The organism is Lysinibacillus zambalensis, from assembly GCF_040183165.1.
GTDB classification, from domain to species: Bacteria; Bacillota; Bacilli; order Bacillales_A; family Planococcaceae; genus Lysinibacillus; species Lysinibacillus zambalensis.
On record NZ_JBEGDG010000001.1, the window covers coordinates 428,505 to 446,206 of the forward strand.

Sequence of the window (17,702 nt, forward strand, 5' to 3'; positions counted from 1 at the left end):
TGAGGAAAAGAGGAAAAGCATTTTCATGGAAAATTTCTTCATCATCATGAAATCCTTATGTTTTCTTCTATCATTAAAAGTGACCCTTTTACTATGTTAATTCAGAAATTTGCTGTGATTAGGTAAAGCAATCTGCTCGAATTCAGTAGCTAGCTTATGCAAATTTCTAGTAAGCTCTTCTCCCTTCATTGGTAATCCATGTCCTGTAATAGCAACTGAAGGTTTTAGCGCCTCTAATTTTTTTACAGAATCCCAAGCTGCCTTCCAATCCGTCGTGAAATATCGCGGTGGCCCGCTAATTTCCTTTTTTTGTAGCAATACTTTGTAGAGCGACTCTTGTTTAACCGTAACAAATGCATCTCCAACAATTAATGCTCGATCCTCTTCGCGAAATAAAGATATATGCCCTGGCGTATGACCCGGCGTATGAATCCAACGAAAACCATCCATAAATGGAATACTACCATCGGAAGGAAGTGCCTCAACGCTGTTTCCTAAGTTAATCGCTTCATTCGGATAAATGGATGAAACTTTTGCTAGTAAGCCACCATTTACACTAGGATCAGGTTTAGGGTAATTTTTTATATCCGTTAAATAAGGTAATTCTAAAGAATGTGCATAAACCGGCATACCCCAGTGTTCAATTAAATCAATTATCGCCCCAACATGATCAAAGTGACCGTGCGTCAAAATTAGCGCTTTAGGTCGACTATTTGATCCAAATCTCTCCTCAGCTATCGAAATAATTTCCTTTGCACTTTTTGGCATGCCTGCATCAATTAATATGAACTCTCTCTTATGAGGTTCACCGTAGAGTACAATATTAACAATTTGAATCGTATGTTGGTATAAATCAGGCAAAACGTCTACACCATCACCACTCCAAATTGATGTCGCAGGAATATATTTAAAGTCGCTACCATAGTTCATTTTTTCATGCATGAAAATCCCTTCTTCCTCATTGAATTGTAGACAATCATATTTTTCCTTTATACTGTAAAGATATAGCAAGAAAAAAATGGGTTTTAAATTTTCCTAAAGCATTAATTTCTTTCAGCATGTGTTTGAGTACTTGATCGCTGAAAAGTAGCTTAAATCTGCATCCATATCACCTGTAAAAAAAACATCAAGAGCTAACTTCCGCTTCATGTCCCTATCTTTAGTGCCTTTCAATCACTCGTACCTACAAATATCATCCTCACTTTCATCGATAAGTAATAAAATAGTTTCATTGTATATTACTAACTATAAATGTATAATTTTACTGTATTTTGTTCGAAGTAAATGATTCTTGTTTAAACTTCGCCAAATAAAAACACGGAAAGGAATGTAGTAATTTGAAAATTGTAGGAATTATTATAGCTGTTGTGGTTTTACTTATTGTTGGTTTAATTATTGCGAGCAAACGAATTGTGAAAAACGCAAAAAAATCACAGTTAGAAATGGAAGCGGCTAACCCATTACCGAAAGAGAAACAGCATTTGCTTGCCTACGGTGCAAATATAGCTCTTTACCGGTCTGAGTCGCCTCGGATACTGCCGGTGAAGGTAGATCACGAGACTTTGAAAGAAGGTCTTTCTTCATTCTGGGACGTTAGTAATCCAGAAGAAGCTGTAGCAACCCTTGAATGGCTTCTTATGGAAGGACATCGTGCAAGATATGACGAATTATTTATGGCGTTGAAAGCTGGACAGACTTTTACAGAGGAAGAAGTGGGCAAATCGCAGAAATGCTATGAATCTGCGCAAGAAGTAATGATAAAGCAGCTTTCCTTTGCTAAATCAGACTATGACCGTGTGGACACTATTGCCGCATGGGATTTTGACCGAGCTGTAAATATTGCAAGATGGAGCTACATAGTTGGTTATTTATCCGAAGAACAGGCATGGGGCTATATTGCAAGAGCAGCTGATGCCGGCAGCCATTTCTTCCAATCATGGAATGACTACTTTATTTCATTTGCATTTGGTCGTGCCATTGCTTACGAGGGTGACATTTACGACATCATTTGGAGTGGAAAAGAATTGCTAAAAGAAGATGGTTCGATTTGGAATGAATTTAGTATTAATCGAACAGCGGTACAAAAAGTCTAAAACTTAACATTGGACAAGGTCTAAGAGAGTATTCTATTTAGAGTACAAAGAAATGAATGATAATTAAAACAAAAACCTGCTAGATATTTAGCTACTTTCTTAGCTAAAATCTAGCAGGTTTACTTATTTACGAACAGCTTCAAATGTAATTAATGAATGCTCTTTTGAAGGCTTTTTGTCATAAATATATTCAGCTGAACAAGTAATATCAGAAAAACCTAAGCTTGTTAATATGTGCTGGAATTCTTCTATTCCGTACCATCGTAACGAAAATCTTTGCAATTCTGAATCTATTAATTTACCATTTCTCCATTTTTCATATTTCAAAACGGTTAAAGTATATTGATCGATCCAGTTCATTTCAACGGCTTTTCTTTCTAATGCAATTCCTTCCTCTTTCGAAATTTCATAGTAAGATGAAGAAGTTTCCCCTGTTCGCCAGTCTGTAGGTAAAAGCAAGTCTACAATTAAGCGTCCTCCAGGTATTAAATGATTGTACATACATTTTAATGCATCCATTGCATCTTTTGAATTCTCTATTAAGCATAAAGAACCTGTAGGCATAACAATCGCTTCATATTTTGAGTCTATTGAAAAATTGCTCAAGTTACCTTCATATAGATTTGGCATGAATCCTCTTTCTTCACAACGTTTTCTGCATAAATCTAACATGTCAGGTGAGTAGTCAATTCCCTCAACATTATATCTCTTTTCAAGTAAAGGAATTAAGAAGCGTCCCGAACCAACCCCTGCTTCAAGCACTTTTCCCTTAGTTCCCTTTAGTCGTTCTAGATAATATTCAATATCCCCACCAATAGAATATCCTACTGGTTTTGTCAAATCATAAAGTTCTGTACATAATGGACCGTAATCACTATACAAAGTAATTCCTCCGATTTTTTTGCAGAAGAATCTATTATACTTAGTTCTTCCACACCTTATTTATGTTTGATGAAAAAATAGAGCTGACTTTCATAATTAATCACTCACTTTCGTAAAGAATATAGTAAAATTATACATAATTAATCTAAATTTTACAAATAGTTTTTAAATTCCCAAATAAGCTGAAGAATGGTCAGAAGAACCTTACTGCTGATCTTGTGCTCATTAAAAAATAAGGAGAGAATTCTATGAATAAAGAAAAAGTGTTTGCAGAATTCCCGTTATTAAACTCCGAAAAGCTAGTACTAAAAAAAATTGAAGATGCACATTTACAGGAACTATTTGCGATTTATGATAATGAAAAAGTATTTGAATACTGCGGGATAATCCCTAAACATAATATCCAAACAGTGAGTAAAATGATTGGGCATTTTGATAGAGATTACAAGAAGGAAAACATAGTTAAATGGGGCATTTTTCAAAAATCTCATAGCGATCAATTAGTAGGTATTATAGAAGCAATGGAATTTAATCAAAAAGTGAATATGGTGACGATTGGTTACTATTTAGCAGAGGACTATTGGGGTAAAGGTCTTGCATTTGATGCGGTTAACATACTTGTCAAATTTTTATTTGAGGAAGTTAATATAAATCGAATACAGGCCGAAGTAATGCCGTTAAATGAAGCATCTAAAAAGGTTCTCCAGAAAAATGGTTTTCTAAAAGAAGGACTTTTGAGACAAGCTAAAGTGTGGTCTGGTAAAGGTGTTGTAGATTTAGAAATATACGGTTTGCTTAAAGAAGAATACATCATAGATAAATAATTGGGTGAGGTTCATAAAGCTTGTGTTTAAGTCTTAAATTTCGGCTAGATCCCCAAAGATTGTTACTATTAAAACTAAAAGATATATTTTATCAATATGATTTTTTGTTTTGTTATTTCTAGAATTGAACTATTATTACAGCCTTCGTTTGTTTAACTGTTTTTTGCATATTTACAAAAAAGCAGATTGCATCATATTTATTAACTTACTCATATTGTTCAGTAATTAAATTTCTACTTTATGAGATTCTCTATTTTGTATCAATTTCTAGTTAACTAATAATTAATATCCAAATTTTTCATTACAAAAATCACTATATCGTTTATAATACATACTTGAATGAAAAACTACGATTCGGTTGGTAGTCCGGATGCATCATAATTTTGATGTCAATAACCTTCCCCTCCTTGGGATGTCCATCATTCGAGTTTAATTTTAAGGAGGGACCTACTATGAAACTAACCATTTGTTATGATGGACAATTTTATATAGGGCTAATAGAAAACATTCCCGAAAACAAATACAAAGCATACCGGTATATTTTTAGAAAAGAACCTAAAGATCAAGAAGTTTATGATTTTGTAAATACGAATTTGTTGGATTTTATCAAACATAATGATAAACATAGCGGAATACCTATCCAGCAGAAGAAAGTAAAAACATCAATCCTAAAAGACTTCAAAGGAAAGTAGCGAAAGAACTAAAAAAACCTAGTATTTCTACTAAGGCTGAAGAAGCGCTTAAAGCAGAATTGGAACTTAGAAAAAAAGAAAAATCTGTTACCTGCAAACGACTAAAAGATGAACATAAAGAATATATTAGGAATATCAAAGTTCAAAAGTCTAAAAATAAACATAAAGGTAGGTAATTCATTCCTTTTACTGACAACATTAGTTGTCAGTTTTTTATTCGTTGATTACTGTATATTTTCTTTCAGATATTCATTCAATATAGTTATGAAATTTACAGTTTCACTTTGATATTTCTGTTTAAAGTAACTTTCTACTCCTTCTAGATCAACTCAACTGCTTCGTTAGCACAAGAAGCGATCGCTCTAATTGAACAATCGGCATCACGTTAATAAACAAGACGGAAACAACATTTTTCCAATTTACTTAAATTACCCTTATTTATCATAAGTATTACTTGTAATTTGGAGCTTGGGCATATAAGTATATAATCTAAAGTTGTAGCTACAAGAGGAATCCGCTACATTTGCACTTATCGACTGTTTATTATATGGTCCATATATGTATGCTTTGAGAGAACAAGATGATATATTTTCTACTACGGTTTAAAACTTTAGTTTTTCAGGTGATGGATTTTTTGAAATGATCTTTAGAGATATTTCTGGTTATTGTGATAGTAATTTTGGCTAAAAGCCCCCTGTTTGTTAAGTAGTTAATTTCTATTCAAACAATGGAACGTTTGGTTCTATCCCATAACAATGAACAAGCATAGAGTTTAATTGCCCTCTGTGATGATAAACATGAGCTAGGATCTCTAATAACCATTCATATCGTGAGTATGTTACACCCCAATAAGAAGTAATTTTCTCATGAAGCTCGACTTCTGTATAATTCATATATTTATCTTCTAAAAATTGATAATTTATTATCAATGCGTCTTTCATCTCATTTAGATTCTTATATGAAACACTTAAATAAAACTTTTTCATCTTGTCTTGAGATGCCCCATCTGAAATAAGTGAATCAGCTACACAAATAATAGCAATATGTTCTAGCAGCTCTCCTATGGAATACTTGCTAGGTGTAGGTCTTTTTTGCAAGTCATGTTCTGCTAACTTTTCTATCATCTCAACTATTGTCGTTATAGCAAATTTAATTTGATGTAATGCGCTTTTACAATATATATTCATCTTATCCTCCTTAAGTTAATTAAATTAACAATAACACTATTTGGGTTAATCTGTAATATCAAATTGATCTTTAAAGATGCCTTTTTGACTTATTCTCCCTTCTCATTGCATTAAAGCCTTTCCCTAGTTTCACCTTATAGTACAAATCGATCATTTCCTCAAAGGCTTATAAACATATAATTCTTGCTGATACCATTTATGAGATATACTGAAAATTGATGAATACTAAATCAATCCGCGAAAAAGAGTGATTCTATTGACTAATGGGCATAAACCTATCAACTTGCAATACGGTAAAATGCGAATAATTTATTTGATAGCTATTGCTATCACCATTTCACTCGGCTTAGCTTCAAGAAATTGGAGTACCCTACTCCCATCATTTGTAGCGCCGAATGCAGGGGACATACTATGGGCTATGATGGTCTATTTCGGATTTCGATTGTTGCTAGTGCGAAAAAGCGTCCTCACAGCTATCTTGCTTAGTTTTTTGTTTAGCTTCGGCATTGAATTTAGCCAGTTATATCAGGAAGATTGGATTAATCAGATTCGAGGGACTACGCTCGGGGCTTTGATACTTGGCAAAGGTTTTCTTAAAGAGGATTTGGTTCGATATTCAGCAGGAATCATAATTGCTACTATTTTGGATACGGCGACAATTAAGTTCACGCTTCGAAGTTACATGGAAAATCGCTAGAGAATTATATTAAGTCTCTAGCGATTTTATATTTAGGGTTATATTAATGAACCATATTTTAAATGAGCAATCTTTATTACAAACCAATATGAAGAATGGTCATCATCTATTCATTAATCCAATTGATGAATTCTTTATCAAAAATATCCGGTTCTTCAAACATTGGGTTATGGCCACTTTTTTCAAAAATGACCTTCTTCACATGTTCAAATGAATCGTCAATTACATCCCAGAGTGAAACAGGGGCGACTAAATAATCATACCTTCCTAACCCTACAAAAATAGGTTTATCTAAGTGAGCCATAGATTGAATTAGATTTCGTTCAGCAAAAGCTACACCCCAAAGATAATCAATAATATCCATATTTGTATAGACGCCATCCCACATATAAGCAGCATCGAACGTATAATCATAAAAACTATGCGCTCCCATACGAATACACATATGCACAAATCTTCTCTCTGGATCATTGTGAATGTCATTCTCTAACAAAGCAATATCCTGCTCAAATTGCTTCGTTCGTTCAGCACTAGCCGTCTCATTAAAAAATGAAAAACTTTGTTGCTGTCTCTCCTGACTGTTTGTCGGTGCTGAATTTAATAAAATGACCTTCTGAACATATTGAGGATATTTTTCGGCATACGCCAAGGCCATAAATGCATGTCCAGAATGTCCTAAAATGATAAAATCCTCAAGCTTTAATAATTGTCTTGCTGCTTCAATATCCTCGACAATTTTATCTAAAGTATAATCTTCTTTCTTTAAAGCACGTGGTGGCTTCACAAAACCTCTATGATCTAAGAAGATAAATTGAAAATGTTTATATAAATTTTCTGAGAACAAGCGTGGATAATATACACTGCTACTCACTACCAATATCGGCTTACCTTGTCCCTTCACATAATATTTTAATTCAAATCCTTCATTTAAAATGCTTTGATAACTATTCATTATAATCGTCCTCTTTTCTTTTTATATCGAAGAGCTATCATTTAATGCTCTTCTTTTTATCACTCCCTTTCTATTTTACGTTCCCGTGTTTTCTCCATAGAACGCTCCAGCATCCTACCTCACCTCTCATTATTATTTTGTATGTTATTTAAAAAGCCTTTTATTGAACAATAATATATTGTATTTCCCCTATCAAAATGCCTGATAATATAGAAAAGTAAAATTTTTAAAACATGAACCAAGTATACAATATGAATTTAACAGTTTAAAATTATTAAATATTAGTTAAATATAGAAAGTTAGAGGGTACAAGAAAATGGATAAACAATTACAACACATCATAACCTTGCGGGAGAATGGTCGATTGGAAGAAGCAAATCAATTAATCGTAGAACTAGTTAAAGAAGAGCCTGAAAATGGATATTATCAATTTCAATGTGCATGGACATATGATTTATTAGGAAAAGAAAATGATGCTATCCCCCACTATGAAAAAGCGATAAAACTAGGGCTCAAACCAGAAATCTTACTAGATGCTTATGTAGGATTAGGAAGCACTTATCGTACGTTAGGGCAATATGGACAGGCAAAACGTATTTTTGAACAAGCTTTAAGTGAGTTTCCAGAAGCCGAACATGTAAAGGTATTCTATGCTATGACTCTCTATAATCTCAATGAACATTCAAAGGCAATGGAAATTTTATTAAATACTGTAGCCGACACTACTAATAATGAAGGTATAAAAGACTATCGTAAAGCTATAAAGTTTTACAGTGATAAACTTGATCAAACGTGGGAATAGCAAAATAAACGCAGAAAGGATCAGGCTCCTATTTGGTAACCTGATCTTTTCAAATTACTTCGCAATATTTGTTTTTTTATCGGTAGAAATAATTGCAACAAATAATATTGAAATTATACCGCTAAAGAAAAATAAATAACTTAAAGGAATTAAAAAGAAATTTCTTTCTATGAGGGTACCATCTGGCAGCATTTCATCCCCGATAAATCCCTTCGTAAATAAACATAAAACTCCTATTAAAATCGGTAAAGTTGCAAGTATATATTTTTTCATCGTTCTTCTCCTATTATTCATTATCCTCATTTTTTCTATATTCCAAAATGTCATCTTGTTAACAGTCTAAAACTTCGCATAATTTTTTCTAATGTAGAAAATTTAGCGACATTTGCCTTTCATTTTTCAAGATAGAAACATTCGCCATTGTATTGCCTAGTTCGTTTACACACCCCAAATGTTATCCTGCTTTATCTCACTTGCTTTTCTTACTAAGTCTAGTAAAACATCCTTGCCTATTTGTGGCCCTACATAAATAAAGAACAATAAACCAAATAAAGCACAAAATACAATTATCAATTTTACCCATCTTGATAATTCTCTTTGATTCATAACTTGCTAATGACATATTAACTTGTCATTCATTCTAAGTCAATAATTTTTTATCGTAAAACAATAAATAATTATTGTAACTACTCATCCTTCCCCTTTTTAGCCAAAATGCTTGTTAAATTAGTGAAATATGATAAAATAAGAACACACGTTCACACTCCCTTAATTTTCTTCACGGGAATATTTTGTTATAAAAATAAATTGGGTGCGAGAATACATCTTAATAATATAAAAACAAATGTCGGATAATCTGTTGTTTTAACAATAATAAAACGGCTGCTCGGACAAGCAACCGTTATTCTTTATATTTATAGTGCTTTGGATGCCTGATGAATTAGAGCAGCTACCATTTTATCCATTTGTGCAAAACGATCATCTTTTGTTTGACCGTTGACGTATCGATAATAGATTTGCTGACAAATTACAGCTAATTTAAAGTAGGCAAATGTAATATAATAATCGATGGTCGAAACATCACGTCCGCTTTTCTCAGCATAGCGATTTATGAATTCCTGACGTGTGTAAAACCCTGGTAAAGTCGTTATTGGTGGTTCTCCAAATGCGTATAGTAACATTTTTGGATCATCTGCATGCATCCAATAGCTCATAGCTACCCCTAAATCTGCTAATGGGTCCCCTACAGTTGTCATCTCTAAATCAAAAAGACCAATCATTTCAGAGTAATCGCCGGAAAACATAGCGTTATTAAGCTTGTAATCATAATGAATAATAGTAGCTTCATCATTAGAAGGTACATGGTCTTCTAACCAATTAGTCAACGCTGCTACTTCAGCATGTTCTGCCGTTTTCGCTTTGTCATAGCGCTCAATCCACCCATGTACTTGCCGTTCCATAAATCCTTCTGGCTTCACCATATCTTTTAATTGCGTTTCCTTATATGGTATTGCATGAAGAGCTACAAGTGAATCAACCATCTTTTCCGAAACGAGACGTCCTAATTCCTCCGTATTATCAGTGCCAGATGGGAAATGAGTATCTAGTACGATACCCTTTTTGCGCTCCATTAGAAAGAAATCACTGCCGATTATATCTCGATCATCAACGTACACATACGGTTTAGGTACTGCAGATAAAAATGGATGTAATGCCGATATAATCGTAAACTCACGTTTCATATCATGCGCTTTTTTGGCAACTGGACCATGTGGAGGTCGTCGAAGAACCACTTCAAATTCGCCTACTTTTAGGCAATAAGTCAAATTTGAATGTCCAGCACTAAACTGTGAAATTTCTAGTTTCCCCTCTTGTAATTCCGGAAATTGACTCTTTAAAAATGAGTGTAATTTCACTTCATCTATACGTTCACTTGCTCTTACTTGAATCGTATCCATTGTACCCCTCCTATCAATTATGCCTCGGCATAATTGCGTCCAGAATTGGCTTTGTGCTTGCACAAAGAACTCCTTACCGATTCTGTGACATCCGCCGGAGGCTTTAACTTATTTCAGCGGTGTTTGGACACCCGATGAAAAGCAACTTAAATTTGCATTCATCTCACCACTATTGAGGTGGGAGACTTCTGTACCTGTCGCTTCACTTTCGCTACAGAAAATAATTGCTGAAAGAAGTTAAATGATTGAGCTCATACCGCCATCCACAACTAAAACATCCCCCGTAATATAATCTGAGGCAGCTGCGGCTAAAAATAATGCAACACCTTTTAGGTCATTTTCAGTTCCTAATCGTTTTAACGGCGTCACGCCCATTAAATAATCTTGTCCGCGCTCAATTAAAACCTTTGACATTTTTGTTGGGAAAAATCCTGGAGCAATCGCATTTACATTAACGCCATATGGTCCCCATTTTACGGCTAAATCTTTCGTTAGCGTAATGACCGCGCCTTTACTTGCGTTATAACCAATTGTATCCATGAATTCAGGTAATGTACCACCAAGCCCTGCAACCGAAGCGATATTGATGATTTTTCCACTCTTTTGTTCTAGCATTATTTTGCCAACAGCTTGGCTCATTAAAAATGTACCATTGACGTTAACATCGAAGACTTTTTGCCAAGCTTCATATGGCATTTCAACAGCAGGAGTACCCCAAGACGCCCCACTGTTATTGACTAAAATATCAATTTGACCGAATGTTTCAAGCGTTTTTGACACTACATTCGCTATATCTTCTGGCTTTGTTACATCACAGGCAAGCGCTAATGTTTGTACACCTAAATCAGCTAATTCTGCCGCTACCTCTTCGCATGCCTCAACCTTTCTTGAGCAAAGTACAACGTTGGCACCTGCTTCTGCAAAGCCTTGTGCGATTTGAGCTCCAAGACCACGACCTCCGCCTGTTACGATGGCCGTTTTCCCTTTTAAGCTAAATAAATCTAGTACCGTCATTTAACCAGCTCCTCTTGTTTTTTGGCATGCTTCTTTAGCTCCAGCTTAGCAACTGTGTTACGATGCACTTCATCCGGTCCATCTGCTAATCGTAATGTACGGGAGTTTGCCCATTGTGCAGCAAGCGTCGTATCAGGTCCTACTCCAGCAGCACCGAATGCTTGAATCGCTCGGTCAATCACTCTTAATGCCATATTTGGCGCCACTACTTTAATCATGGCAATTTCTGCTTTCGCCTCTTTATTCCCTACTGTGTCCATCATATACGCCGCTTTTAACGTTAAGAGCCTTGCCTGCTCAATATCAATTCGGGACTCCGCAATACGCTCGCGCATCACACCTTGGTCTGCGAGTGCTCGATGGAAAGCGTGTCGCTCACTTACACGCACACACATTTCCTCTAATGCACGTTCAGCGGCTCCAATAAGACGCATACAGTGATGGATACGACCTGGCCCTAAACGACCTTGTGCAATCGCAAAGCCTTTTCCTTCTCCCCACAATATATTTTCAACAGGCACTCGAACGTTCGTAAACGTCACCTCACCGTGTCCTTCTGGTGCGTGATCATAGCCAAATGCAGTAAGCATACGCTCAATTTTCACTCCAGGAGTATCCATCGGCACTAAGATCATCGACTGTTGCTCATGGATAGGTGCTGTAGTATCTTTATGTTTCCCCATAAAAATGGCGATTTTACAGCGTGGATCCCCAGCTCCTGTTGTCCACCACTTATGTCCATTTAAAATATAATAATCGCCATCACGTTCAATGCTTGCCTCGATATTTGTTGCATCACTAGAGGCAACTGCTGGCTCAGTCATTGCAAAGCAGGAACGTATTTCCCCACGTAATAACGGCTCTAGCCATTGTTTTTTCTGCTGTTCTGAGCCGTAACGCACAAGTACCTCCATATTTCCCGTATCTGGTGCATTACAATTAAAAACTTCTGGTGCAAGTAAAGAGCGTCCCATTATTTCACATAGAGGTGCATATTCTAAATTCGTCAAACCTGCTCCATATTTGCTATCTGGTAAAAATAAATTCCATAAGCCCGCTTCTTTTGCTTTTTGCTTTAATTCCTCCATAATTGGCGGAATCGCTCCCCAACGATCCTCCATTGCCTCTACCTGTGCTGCAAACACTGCCTCGTTCGGATAAATGTATTGCTCCATAAAATTTGTCAGCTTCTCTTGCAGTTCTACTACTTTTTCGCTATAAGAAAAGTTCATAAAAAAGCCCCCTTTGTTTGAACACCAAAATGACAAATGAATGAATATTCATTTTTATTCTTACATTAAATGTTACCGCTATATTTCTTGTAAATCAATGTCTATTAATCAAAAATTTGAATTATAGAGAAAATTCATACTCAATATAAGATTTTAAGCAAATAAGTCATCACATTACGATAATAAAACTCAAGCCAAAAATTATTTTGACATAATATGTATATTAAAATCAAAATAGCTTCTTTTGATTAAAAATTTTATGATTTGGTATTTTCATAGTCGCTTTTTTTACTTTAGCTCATCATCATAGCATGGGGTTGATTTCCGTTCCACGATGTTGGTCACGAAGGCATTATCACAGGACGTGATGGTTTTAGCCTTCGTACCTCTATTGCTGATCCCCAAGGAGTCGCCAGCCTCCACTACAATCAACATATTCACATGACATGTATTTCAAAATGACATCTCAAACTTCTGATGAAGGACTAAAACTTATAAGAAATTCCCTTGTATGGCTCATTACCATAGCGTGGGGTTGATTTTCCTAGGTCGTCCAGTGAGCCTCTTCTTTTTAAAATTGGTAAGCGAAAAGTAAGATAAAAAGAGTAACTTCCCATTCAAAGAAGTTACTCTTTCCAATTATATTAGTCTCTAACATTTTAATGCGTTTTGCCTACTGTCATAATATCAGTAAGCAATTGACGAATAGCTAAAGGTAGATGACGGTTTTTTAAATACACAACATACACATTTCGTCGTAAATTAGGACAATCTATTTCTTTTTGTACAATCGTTTTAGCTGTAGGACCTTTTAAATAATTTTCAGGTAGAATGGTAATCCCTAAATTTTCACGTACGAGAGACACAGCCGTTTCAAAACGTTCAATTTCAAATTGTATATTAATGTTTTTGTCAGCCCTTGCGAATGCATCTAAAATATCTTGTCTCGTTTGAAAGCCCTCTGTACTTATAATAAATGGCTCCTCACTTAAATCGGCGATCGTCAACCTTTCCTTTTCTGCTAAAGGGTGATTTAATGGTAAAACGGCTACAAGTCTCTCTTCATATAAGCATTTAACTTCGAGATCCTCATCTTCCATGATTTGATTTGTAATAATTAAATGTGTTTTATAGCTTTTAAGCGATTTTTCCACACGTTTACTTCCTAAAATATCTACTAGATGAATCATCATTTGGGGATACTCTTTTTTATACTCTGTAATAACTTTTGGGAGCCAATGCTTAATCGACTCCATAATGCCGATCGTTATTTCGCTCGTGCCTCGTACGATGACCTCATCCATTTCTATTTTTAAAACTTCCATGTTTTTCAATATAACTATTGCTCGTTCATATAAAAGCTCGCCCGCTTCTGTTAATTGAAGGTTTCTAGTATTCCTTTCAAGTAAAGGTGAACCAATTTCTTGTTCTAATTTTTTGATAGCATTACTTAGAGAAGGCTGAGAAATATGCAGTTTTTCAGCAGCCTTCGAGAAATTCATTTGCCCCGCAACTGCTATAAAATATTGCAATTGTTTAATATCCACAACAACACCCCTCCCCATTTATAGTTTAAAGCTATAGATTAATAATAATTATATATTAGATATTATAATTATGCGAATATATAATTTATTCATAACAATATTTTCACTACAATAATATTGGAAACGGAGTTGATACTGATATGTATACAGTAACAGATCAAAAACAATGGAAAGGTCGTATAGATTCAACTACTAATACGAGTAGTTTTCGTTTACATCAAAAAGTAAATAGAATTCCTATTAATGATGTCAGTGCCTCAGATAATCACCATGCCGGGATTGTTGGCTTTATTTGTGATGAAGGTGTACGTCGTAATCAAGGACGTATAGGCGCAGCAAGTGCACCTAATGCTCTGCGAGAGGCATTATCTAGCCTACCTTGGACATTTGATGATGAACAGCAAATTATAGATGTCGGTAACGTTATTTGTCTAAATCATGCATTACAAGATGCACAGCGTGAGCTCGGTGAAATTGTCAAAACATTGCTAAATAAAAAATTACAATGTGTCGTGCTTGGCGGAGGACACGAAACACTATACGGACATTACTTAGGCGTTCGCTCAGCGTTACCTAAAGATGCAGAAATTGGGATCGTCAATATCGACGCTCATTTCGATTTACGACCATATGATGAACAACCATCGTCTGGCACAATGTTCCGTCAGATTTTAGAGCAGGATCCACATGCCGATTACTTTGTTCTAGGCATACAACGTTACGGTAATACAAAAGAGCTATTTGATAAAGCAGATGAGTTGAATGTAAATTATGTGTTAGAAGATAACCTGACGTCAGAAAATATGGCGCAAATCTTACATGATCTTCAGCAATTTATGGATAATCATGATTATATCCTTTTAACGTTATGTATGGATGTGCTAAACGCTGCATTTGCACCAGGAGTCAGTGCTCCATCACCGTTTGGACTAGATCCAAAAACTGTTCGCACAATACTTCAAACAGTAACTTCGCACCCAAATACACATTCTTTTGATATTTGTGAGGTAAATCCTTCACTGGATGAGAACGGACACACAGTTAAATTAGGTGCTTATTTTGTTTATGAAGCACTAAATCACTTACTTAGGAGACATGGTTCATGATCGAATTTAATCAAATTACAACAGTATTTCTAGCGGTTGCCCTATTCGCATTGGGCAGCTGGCTTATTAATAAAATCGGTTTTTTAAAAAGGTTTTGTATACCAGCGCCTGTTGTTGGTGGCTTACTATTCGCCGCATTAGCAACTATTCTAAAGACAACAGACGTCATAGAAATTTCGCTTGATACGTCGTTACAAAGTTTATTTATGATTACTTTCTTCACAACAATTGGTTTAGGGGCTAGCTTTAAACTTGTGAAGCTTGGTGGAAAATTATTAGTTATTTATTGGTTAGCTTGTGGTTTCTTAGCTTTAATGCAAAATGTTATTGGTGTGTCACTTGCTTCACTAATGGGGATTCATCCATTAATCGGTATGATGGCTGGCGCTGTTTCTATGGAAGGCGGTCATGGTGCCGCTGCAGCATTCGGACAAACATTAGAAGACTTAGGTATTTCTTCAGCCATGACAATCGGTGCGGCGGCAGCTACATGTGGTTTAGTTGCTGGTGGCTTAATCGGTGGTCCTATTGTAAAGTACTTAGTTGGTAAATACAATTTAACGCCAGATGAACAAGAAACTGAAGAAGTTGATTTTGAAAATAAAAATGAACAAATTACATCTGATTCATTCTTTACACAAGTATTATTCATCACGTTCTGTATGGCAATAGGTACATATGTTGGAACATTATTCTCAGAAGCTACTGGCTTCGTACTCCCTGGCTATGTTGGTGCAATGTTTGTAGCTGTCCTAGTGCGCAATATTATGGATAAAATTAACCCTGAAGCGATTAACATGAAAAGCATTTCTTTAATCGGCGATGTAACATTAGGGATCTTCCTTTCTATGGCACTAATGAGTATCAAATTATGGGAAATTGCTGATTTAGCACTTCCATTATTCATTATTGTTTTCGCGCAAGTATTCTTCATTGTCGTATTTAGTATCTTTGTATTATTTAAGATTCTTGGTAAAAACTACGATGCTGCAGTTATGGTTGCAGGTTTCGCCGGACACGGCTTAGGGGCAACGCCAAATGCGATGGCTAATATGTCAGCAGTTGTCCAACGCTTCGGTCCATCGAAAAAAGCATTTCTTGTCGTACCAATTGTAGGAGCGTTTTTAATCGACGTATTCGGTATTCCAATTATTATTACGACTATTAATCTATTTAAATAATCAATAAGGCCGTGCAATTGTCTTAGTTAGACAGTTACACGGCCTTATTTTATTGCCTATAGTTTATTGTAATATTTCACTAACAGTTACAAATTCATAGCCTTGCTTTTGCAAGTAAAGAATTACATTTTCCAAACCATTTGCTGTCGTTTGATGAATATCATGCATTAAAACAATGCTGCCATCTTTCACTGATGCTTTCACAGACGCTAATATTTTATCAGCATTGCGATGCTTCCAATCTAATGTATCGATTGACCATAGAATAGAAGGCATTGTAATGACAGAACGAACTTTATCATTCACTGCACCATATGGTGGACGGAAAACCGTTGGATATTGACCGATGGATGCATAAATAGCATTGCTAGTTCGATCAACCTCTTGTTTAACATTTGCTGGCGATAAGCCTGTTAACTTTGGATGGTTCCATGTATGATTACCTATTTCATGACCTGCCTCATAAACTTTCTTTACGATTGCTGAGTTTTTAGAGGCGTTTGGCCCAACCATAAAAAATGTTGCTTTTGCATTATATTTATTTAAAGTCGCTAAAATTTGTGGGGTAACTTTTGCATCTGGCCCATCATCAAATGTTAAAGCCACACGTTTCTTTTCCCCTTTCGCTACTGGTACACCTTTGTTATATATTTTATTACCAGGTATTTGGATATTTGCCAGCTCTGAAGCTTTCACATAGCCCTTTTGTTCACCTGCTTCTACATAAGCCCAGCCAACTAGCGTTGTGTACTGTTGAACGACTGTTTTATTAGCAATCGTACCAAGAATCTCGCCATTTGGGCTAGCAGTTAAACGAAGCACGGCGCCATTAGCAGCATTTACTCGTTTTGTTGTCGCAACAGGTTTCTTTAAAGAGTTTGTTGCAACATAGCCTGTTTGATGACCATATTGAACAAATGACCAACCTCCAGGTGCTGATCCATATACAAAGATAATACTGTTTTCATTTAGCAGTCCCGTTTTTTGTGCATTGGGACTAGGATATGTAAATAAAGATGTTCCGCCTTTTTGCGTCACTAAATAAATTTCAGGTGTAGTGCTTACTAATGCTGCCGTTTCAACATATCCCTCTAGCTGTTGCACTTTAATTTGAGTCCATTTCTTACTTACAGGTGTAGCTGTTACATAACTACCTTTCGTTATTTGACCAATTTCGGTACTTTCTACGGAAGGTTCTTCATAAATTGCTGTGTCTTTAGCTACTGATTGAATAACAGATGTACCCCTAGCATTTGCAGCTTCATTATCTACAAACACAAAACTAATTAAAAATGTCAAAATAATTGCAAAGGGTAAAAGTTTTTTCATTGTTCTACACCGCCCTTTTCATCACAGATGTCTTTTCTCATGTGCTTTTTCTATTAAAGTATAGAATTCGACTCTAATTATAGATTAATAGATTGTACCAGGAAATAGTAGGAATTAACTAGTTATTGTGAATAAAAATGGAACACAGTATAACGTAGGATTGATTTCCATTTCGGGCTAGGCGCTTTCCTAGAGTTGCCCAACCT

18 protein-coding genes are annotated in these 17,702 nt (G+C 35.5%); 8 read left to right on the top strand and 10 right to left on the bottom strand.

The features are described 5' to 3' along the window. Positions 1 to 96 precede the first annotated feature (96 nt). The gene (locus ABNX05_RS02080) at positions 97 to 942 is read right to left on the bottom strand and encodes an MBL fold metallo-hydrolase (RefSeq protein ID WP_349658169.1); all 846 of its coding nucleotides are present in this window, start codon (positions 940 to 942) and stop codon (positions 97 to 99) included. Positions 943 to 1,337: 395 nt separating this feature from the next. On the opposite strand from ABNX05_RS02080, the gene ABNX05_RS02085 reads away from it, so the two are divergent. Beyond that, positions 1,338 to 2,093 carry a DUF1266 domain-containing protein gene (locus tag ABNX05_RS02085; RefSeq protein ID WP_349658170.1) on the top strand — a complete coding sequence of 252 codons (756 nt, stop codon included), beginning with the start codon at positions 1,338 to 1,340 and terminating at the stop codon, positions 2,091 to 2,093. Between the two features lie 123 nt (positions 2,094 to 2,216). Here ABNX05_RS02085 and ABNX05_RS02090 read toward each other — a convergent pair whose 3' ends face one another. Beyond that, positions 2,217 to 2,975: a class I SAM-dependent methyltransferase gene (locus ABNX05_RS02090; RefSeq protein WP_349658171.1), complete on the bottom strand. Its 759-nt coding sequence runs from the start codon at positions 2,973 to 2,975 to the stop codon at positions 2,217 to 2,219. A 248-nt stretch (positions 2,976 to 3,223) separates the two neighbouring features. On the opposite strand from ABNX05_RS02090, the gene ABNX05_RS02095 reads away from it, so the two are divergent. From ABNX05_RS02095 to ABNX05_RS26325, 3 genes are all read left to right on the top strand, one after another. Further along, on the top strand, positions 3,224 to 3,799 hold the full coding sequence (locus ABNX05_RS02095) for a GNAT family N-acetyltransferase (protein WP_349658172.1): 576 nt from the start codon (positions 3,224 to 3,226) through the stop codon (positions 3,797 to 3,799). Between the two features lie 452 nt (positions 3,800 to 4,251). Further along, a complete protein-coding gene (locus ABNX05_RS02100; protein ID WP_349658173.1) occupies positions 4,252 to 4,491 on the top strand; it encodes a DUF2992 family protein in 240 nt (79 codons plus the stop codon). Then, positions 4,461 to 4,667, top strand: coding sequence for a DUF2992 family protein (locus ABNX05_RS26325; protein ID WP_432760116.1), 207 nt, complete (start codon positions 4,461 to 4,463; stop codon positions 4,665 to 4,667). The genes ABNX05_RS02100 and ABNX05_RS26325 overlap by 31 nt, the downstream gene beginning before the upstream one ends. A gap of 540 nt (positions 4,668 to 5,207) precedes the next feature. Here the strand turns inward: ABNX05_RS26325 and ABNX05_RS02105 are convergent. Then, a complete protein-coding gene (locus ABNX05_RS02105; RefSeq protein ID WP_349658174.1) occupies positions 5,208 to 5,678 on the bottom strand; it encodes a DinB family protein in 471 nt (156 codons plus the stop codon). A 247-nt stretch (positions 5,679 to 5,925) separates the two neighbouring features. On the opposite strand from ABNX05_RS02105, the gene ABNX05_RS02110 reads away from it, so the two are divergent. Further along, positions 5,926 to 6,375: a ribosomal maturation YjgA family protein gene (locus ABNX05_RS02110; RefSeq protein WP_432760111.1), complete on the top strand. Its 450-nt coding sequence runs from the start codon at positions 5,926 to 5,928 to the stop codon at positions 6,373 to 6,375. Positions 6,376 to 6,481: 106 nt separating this feature from the next. Here ABNX05_RS02110 and ABNX05_RS02115 read toward each other — a convergent pair whose 3' ends face one another. Continuing rightward, complete coding sequence (locus ABNX05_RS02115; protein WP_349658175.1) at positions 6,482 to 7,327, bottom strand: alpha/beta hydrolase; 846 nt, start codon at positions 7,325 to 7,327, stop codon at positions 6,482 to 6,484. Between the two features lie 316 nt (positions 7,328 to 7,643). Between ABNX05_RS02115 and ABNX05_RS02120 the strand changes: the two genes are divergently transcribed. Beyond that, positions 7,644 to 8,129, top strand: a complete 486-nt coding sequence (locus tag ABNX05_RS02120) for a tetratricopeptide repeat protein (RefSeq protein ID WP_349658176.1) — start codon at positions 7,644 to 7,646, stop codon at positions 8,127 to 8,129. 54 nt (positions 8,130 to 8,183) lie between these two features. Here the strand turns inward: ABNX05_RS02120 and ABNX05_RS02125 are convergent, their stop codons facing one another. The 5 genes from ABNX05_RS02125 to ABNX05_RS02145 form a co-directional block, all read right to left on the bottom strand. Continuing rightward, positions 8,184 to 8,402 (bottom strand): DUF3955 domain-containing protein, encoded by a 219-nt coding sequence (locus tag ABNX05_RS02125; RefSeq protein ID WP_349658177.1) that lies wholly within the window; start codon positions 8,400 to 8,402, stop codon positions 8,184 to 8,186. 641 nt (positions 8,403 to 9,043) lie between these two features. After that, positions 9,044 to 10,087, bottom strand: coding sequence for a phosphotransferase family protein (locus ABNX05_RS02130; protein WP_349658178.1), 1,044 nt, complete (start codon positions 10,085 to 10,087; stop codon positions 9,044 to 9,046). Between the two features lie 237 nt (positions 10,088 to 10,324). Next, positions 10,325 to 11,101: an SDR family oxidoreductase gene (locus tag ABNX05_RS02135; RefSeq protein WP_197140615.1), complete on the bottom strand. Its 777-nt coding sequence runs from the start codon at positions 11,099 to 11,101 to the stop codon at positions 10,325 to 10,327. Further along, a complete protein-coding gene (locus ABNX05_RS02140; RefSeq protein ID WP_349658179.1) occupies positions 11,098 to 12,333 on the bottom strand; it encodes an acyl-CoA dehydrogenase family protein in 1,236 nt (411 codons plus the stop codon). Before ABNX05_RS02140 ends, ABNX05_RS02135 begins: the two co-directional genes overlap by 4 nt. 659 nt (positions 12,334 to 12,992) lie before the next feature. Next, positions 12,993 to 13,880: a LysR family transcriptional regulator gene (locus ABNX05_RS02145; protein WP_349658180.1), complete on the bottom strand. Its 888-nt coding sequence runs from the start codon at positions 13,878 to 13,880 to the stop codon at positions 12,993 to 12,995. A 140-nt stretch (positions 13,881 to 14,020) separates the two neighbouring features. On the opposite strand from ABNX05_RS02145, the gene hutG reads away from it, so the two are divergent. Together hutG and gltS are read left to right on the top strand one after the other, a co-directional pair. After that, positions 14,021 to 14,986, top strand: coding sequence for a formimidoylglutamase (hutG, locus tag ABNX05_RS02150; RefSeq protein WP_349658181.1), 966 nt, complete (start codon positions 14,021 to 14,023; stop codon positions 14,984 to 14,986). Continuing rightward, positions 14,983 to 16,167 carry a sodium/glutamate symporter gene (gltS, locus tag ABNX05_RS02155; RefSeq protein ID WP_349658182.1) on the top strand — a complete coding sequence of 395 codons (1,185 nt, stop codon included), beginning with the start codon at positions 14,983 to 14,985 and terminating at the stop codon, positions 16,165 to 16,167. Before hutG ends, gltS begins: the two co-directional genes overlap by 4 nt. A 63-nt stretch (positions 16,168 to 16,230) precedes the next feature. Here the strand turns inward: gltS and ABNX05_RS02160 are convergent, their stop codons facing one another. Then, positions 16,231 to 17,496, bottom strand: coding sequence for a polysaccharide deacetylase family protein (locus ABNX05_RS02160; protein WP_349658183.1), 1,266 nt, complete (start codon positions 17,494 to 17,496; stop codon positions 16,231 to 16,233). Positions 17,497 to 17,702 lie beyond the last annotated feature (206 nt).